5 protein-coding genes are annotated in these 3,993 nt (G+C 66.7%); all 5 read right to left on the reverse strand.

Features of this window, described 5'->3' with window-relative positions; genetic code table 11:
* A partial coding sequence (dapF, locus tag BIS11_RS12360) for a diaminopimelate epimerase (RefSeq protein ID WP_253586144.1) occupies positions 1–497 on the reverse strand: 497 nt, incomplete at its 3' end.
* Positions 497–1,768, reverse strand: a complete 1,272-nt coding sequence (gene lysA, locus BIS11_RS12365) for a diaminopimelate decarboxylase (protein ID WP_253586145.1) — start codon at positions 1,766–1,768, stop codon at positions 497–499. The genes dapF and lysA, both read right to left, overlap by 1 nt.
* Positions 1,768–1,878 carry a lipoprotein gene (locus BIS11_RS12370; RefSeq protein ID WP_253425413.1) on the reverse strand — a complete coding sequence of 37 codons (111 nt, stop codon included), beginning with the start codon at positions 1,876–1,878 and terminating at the stop codon, positions 1,768–1,770. Before BIS11_RS12370 ends, lysA begins: the two co-directional genes overlap by 1 nt.
* Positions 1,875–3,278 (reverse strand): argininosuccinate lyase, encoded by a 1,404-nt coding sequence (argH, locus tag BIS11_RS12375; RefSeq protein WP_253425416.1) that lies wholly within the window; start codon positions 3,276–3,278, stop codon positions 1,875–1,877. Before argH ends, BIS11_RS12370 begins: the two co-directional genes overlap by 4 nt.
* Positions 3,279–3,394: 116 nt before the next feature.
* On the reverse strand, positions 3,395–3,993 hold a 599-nt coding region (locus tag BIS11_RS12380), incomplete at its 5' end, for an EAL domain-containing protein (protein WP_253586147.1).

Below are 3,993 nucleotides of genomic sequence, written 5' to 3' on the forward strand. Positions count from 1 at the left end.
ACCGTGAGCACCGCGTGCGGGTTGCCCATCGACACCGCGCCGATCTCGAGCTGCTCGCCGTCGACCTCGATGGCGTGGCGCACCGCGTCTTCCTGGGCATCGAACGGCAGCGCGGCCGGCTCGAAGCGCGGTCGGCCCATGTCGACGCGTACCTCGCCATCGTTTTGCACGTGCAGGGTGAGCGGCCCGCCGGCGGTTTCCACGCGGATCTCGTGCTTGTGGGTCAGGCGCTGCTCGCGCACGAAACGGGCGAAGCAGCGTGCGCCGTTGCCGCAGTTCTCCACTTCGCTGCCGTCGGCGTTGAAGATGCGGTAGCGAAAGTCCATGTCCGGGTCACGCGGCGGCTCGACCACCAGAAGCTGATCGAAGCCGATGCCGAAGCGCCGGTCGGCGAGCTGGGCGATCACCTCGTCGGTCAGCCGGGCGCGCTGGGTGACCAGGTCGACCACCATGAAATCGTTGCCCAGCCCGTGCATCTTGGTGAAGTGCAGAAGCATCAGTTCGCCTCGTCCGGCAAGAGCGCCTCGCCGGCCCAGAGCTGCTCGAGGGTTTCCCGGGCGCGCACCACGTGAACGCGGTCACCGTCGACCATCACTTCAGCAGGCCGCGGGCGGCTGTTGTAGTTCGACGCCATCACGAAACCGTAGGCACCGGCGGAGCGCACCGCCAGCAAGTCGTTTGCGGCAATGGCGAGTTCGCGCTCCTTGCCGAGAAAATCGCCGGTTTCGCACACCGGGCCGACCACGTCGTACACCGCGCTTTCGCGCGCCTCGCGGGTGTCGACACGCACGATCGCCTGCCAGGCCTGGTAGAGCGCCGGGCGAATGAGGTCGTTCATCGCCGCATCGACGATGGCGAAGTTCTTGGTCTCGCCGGGCTTCAGGAACTCGACCCGGGTGAGCATCACCCCGGCGTTGGCGGCGATCGAGCGGCCGGGCTCGAACAATAATGTCAGCGTCTCGCCGCCTTCCCAGCGGGAAAGGCGCGCGAGCAGCTGGCTTGCGTAGTCGAAGGGCTGCGGCGGGGTCTCGTCGCGGGAGGGCACGCCGAGGCCGCCACCGAGATCCAGGTGCTCGATCTCGATGCCACGCTCGCGCAGTCGCTCCATCAGCACCAGCAGCCGCTCGAGGGCGTCGAGGAACGGCGCGGTCTCGGTGAGCTGCGAGCCGATGTGACAATCGAGCCCCTTGATCGCCAGGTTCGGCAGATCGAAAGCGAGCGCATAGGCTTCCAGCGCCTCATCGACGGCGATGCCGAACTTGTTGTCCTTGAGCCCGGTGGAGATGTACGGGTGGGTGCCCGCATCGACGTCCGGGTTGACGCGAAGCGACACCGGCGCGACGACGCCGAGCTCCGCGGCCACGGCGTTCAGCCGCTCAAGCTCCGGCGTGGATTCCACGTTGAAGCACTTGATGCCGACCTCGAGCGCGCGAATCATCTCGTCGCGCCGCTTGGCCACGCCCGAGAAGACCACCTTGCCCGGGTCGCCACCGGCCTTGAGCACGCGCTCGAGCTCGCCGACGGAGACAATGTCGAAGCCCGCGCCGAGCTTCGCCAGAAGCCCCAGCACCGCGAGGTTCGAGTTGGCCTTCACCGCGTAGCAGATCAGGTGCGGATGACCGCCGAGTGCCTCGGTATAGGCGCGAAAGTGGCGCGTGAAGGTGGCCTTCGAGTAGACGTAGCAGGGCGTGCCGAGCTCGTCGGCGATGCGGGTGAGCGGCACGTCCTCGGCGAACAGCACGCCGTCACGGTAGTTGAAGTGATCCATCAGGACTCCTCGGCGGTCTGGGGGGCGTCATCCGGCAGGTAGAGCGGGCCCTTCTGCCCACAGCCGGCAAGCACGAGGGCGATCAGCACGATCGCGGCCAGCGCCTTCATTTCGCCTCCCGGTGCGCCTTGAGCGCCTCACGGGCGCGGCTCGCCGCGGCGCGGACCTGATCCGGCGCGGTGCCGCCGATGTGGTTGCGCGCGGCGACCGACCCTTCGAGCGTGAGCACCTCGAAAACGTCCGCCTCGATGGTGTCGGAGAACTGCGCAAGCTCCTCGAGGGTCATCTCGGACAGGTCCTTCTTCTCCTTCAGGCCGAAGGCCACCGACTGGCCGACGATCTCGTGGGCATCGCGGAAGGCCACGCCCTTGCGCACCAGGTAATCCGCCAGGTCCGTCGCGGTGGAGAAGCCGCGCCGCGCGGCTTCATACATGCTCTCTTTCTTCGGCTCGATAGCGGGCACCATGTCGGCGAAGGCCTTGAGGCAATCCAGCACCGTGTCGACGGCGTCGAACAAGGGCTCCTTGTCCTCCTGGTTGTCCTTGTTGTAGGCCAGCGGCTGGGACTTCATCAGCGTGAGCAGGCTCATCAGATGGCCGTAGACGCGCCCGGTCTTGCCGCGCACCAGCTCCGGCACGTCCGGGTTCTTCTTCTGCGGCATGATCGAGGAGCCGGTGCAGAAGCGATCCGGCAGGTCGATGAAGTCGAACTGAGCGCTGGTCCAGAGCACGAGCTCCTCGCTCATGCGCGACAGGTGCATCAGAAGGATGCTGGCGAAGCTGGCGAATTCGATGGCGAAGTCGCGGTCGGACACCGCGTCCAGCGAGTTCTCCGCCGGGCGATCGAAGCCCAGAAGCTCGGCAGTGACGTGGCGATCGATCGGGTAGGTGGTGCCGGCCAGGGCAGCGGCCCCCAGCGGCATCACGTTGACCCGCTTGCGGGTATCCAGAAGCCGCTCGTGGTCGCGGGCGAGCATCTCCTGCCAGGCCAGCAGGTGGTGGCCGAAGGTGACCGGCTGGGCGGTCTGCAGGTGGGTGAAGCCCGGCATGATGGTGTCCGCTTCGCGCTCGGCGAGCGTGATCATGCCTTCACGCAGGCGCGCAAGCTCTGAGTCGATCGAGTCGATGGCGTCGCGCATGAAAAGCCGGATATCCGTGGCCACCTGGTCGTTGCGCGAGCGGCCGGTGTGCAGCTTCTTGCCGGTGATGCCGATCTTCTGGGTCAGGCGCGCCTCGATGTTCATGTGCACGTCCTCGAGCGGCACCGACCACTCGAACTCGCCGCGTTCGATCTCGCCTCTGATCTCGGTCAGGCCCTCGATGATCGCGTCGCGCTCGGCGTCGCTGAGCACGCCGACGCGGGCGAGCATCGTGGCGTGGGCGATCGAGCCTTGAATGTCCTGGCCGGCCAGGCGCTGGTCGAAGTTCACGGAAGCAGTGAAGCGGGCGACGAAGGCGTCGGTGGGTTCGCTGAAGCGGCCGCCCCAGGATTGATTCGTAGCGTGGCTCATCAAGGGTACCTGTTGGCAAAACGAAGGTTGGCAAAACGAAGGGAATCGTTGGCCCAGAGTGTACCAGAGTCGGCCGTATTCGCGGCACGGGGTTTGCGCGAGTTCGAGGGCGCCCCTCAGGCCCCGGCGAGGTCTCGCAGCACGGCGTGCTGGTCGAAGCGATCCAGATAGTCGGTGAGCGCGTCCAGCGGGATCGGGCGGGCGAAGTAGTAGCCCTGAAGGTAGGTCGGATGCCGCTCGCGCAGGTAGAGAAACTGCTCGCGGGTCTCCACCCCTTCGATCAGCACGGTGAGGCCGAGCTTCTCCGCCAGGGTGATCACCCCCTCGACGATGGCGGCGTCGTTCTCGTCGCAGGTCACGTCGCGAATGAAGGAGCGGTCGATCTTGAGCTTCTGGATGGGCAGGCGCTTCAAGTAGCTCAGACTCGAGAAGCCGGTGCCGAAGTCGTCCAGCGCGATGTTCACGCCCAGCGCGCGCAGCCCCTCGATGGCGTCGATGGCGTGATCGGTGCTGTCCATCAGCACGCCTTCGGTGATCTCGATCTCCAGAAGCTCCGCCGCGAGGCCGGTCTCGGCCAGCACTCGCTCGATCGAGGCGACGAACCCCGGACGCTGGACCTGCATGGGCGACACGTTGACGGCCATGGTCAGCGGGGCGTGTTCGCCGCGATTGAGGGCCACCGCGTCGAGGCAGGCGCGCCTGAGCACCCAGTCGC

The sequence above is a fragment of the Halomonas sp. 707D4 genome (genome assembly GCF_024158685.1).
In the GTDB taxonomy this organism is placed as follows: Bacteria; Pseudomonadota; Gammaproteobacteria; order Pseudomonadales; family Halomonadaceae; genus Vreelandella.

Bases quoted from the DNA above. Each gene is read 5' to 3' on its own strand.
- lysA (WP_253586145.1), bottom strand. From the start codon at position 1,768: ATGGATCACTTCAACTACCGTGACGGCGTGCTGTTCGCCGAGGACGTG.
- BIS11_RS12370 (WP_253425413.1), bottom strand. From the start codon at position 1,878: ATGAAGGCGCTGGCCGCGATCGTGCTGATCGCCCTCGTGCTTGCCGGC.
- argH (WP_253425416.1), bottom strand. From the start codon at position 3,278: ATGAGCCACGCTACGAATCAATCCTGGGGCGGCCGCTTCAGCGAACCC.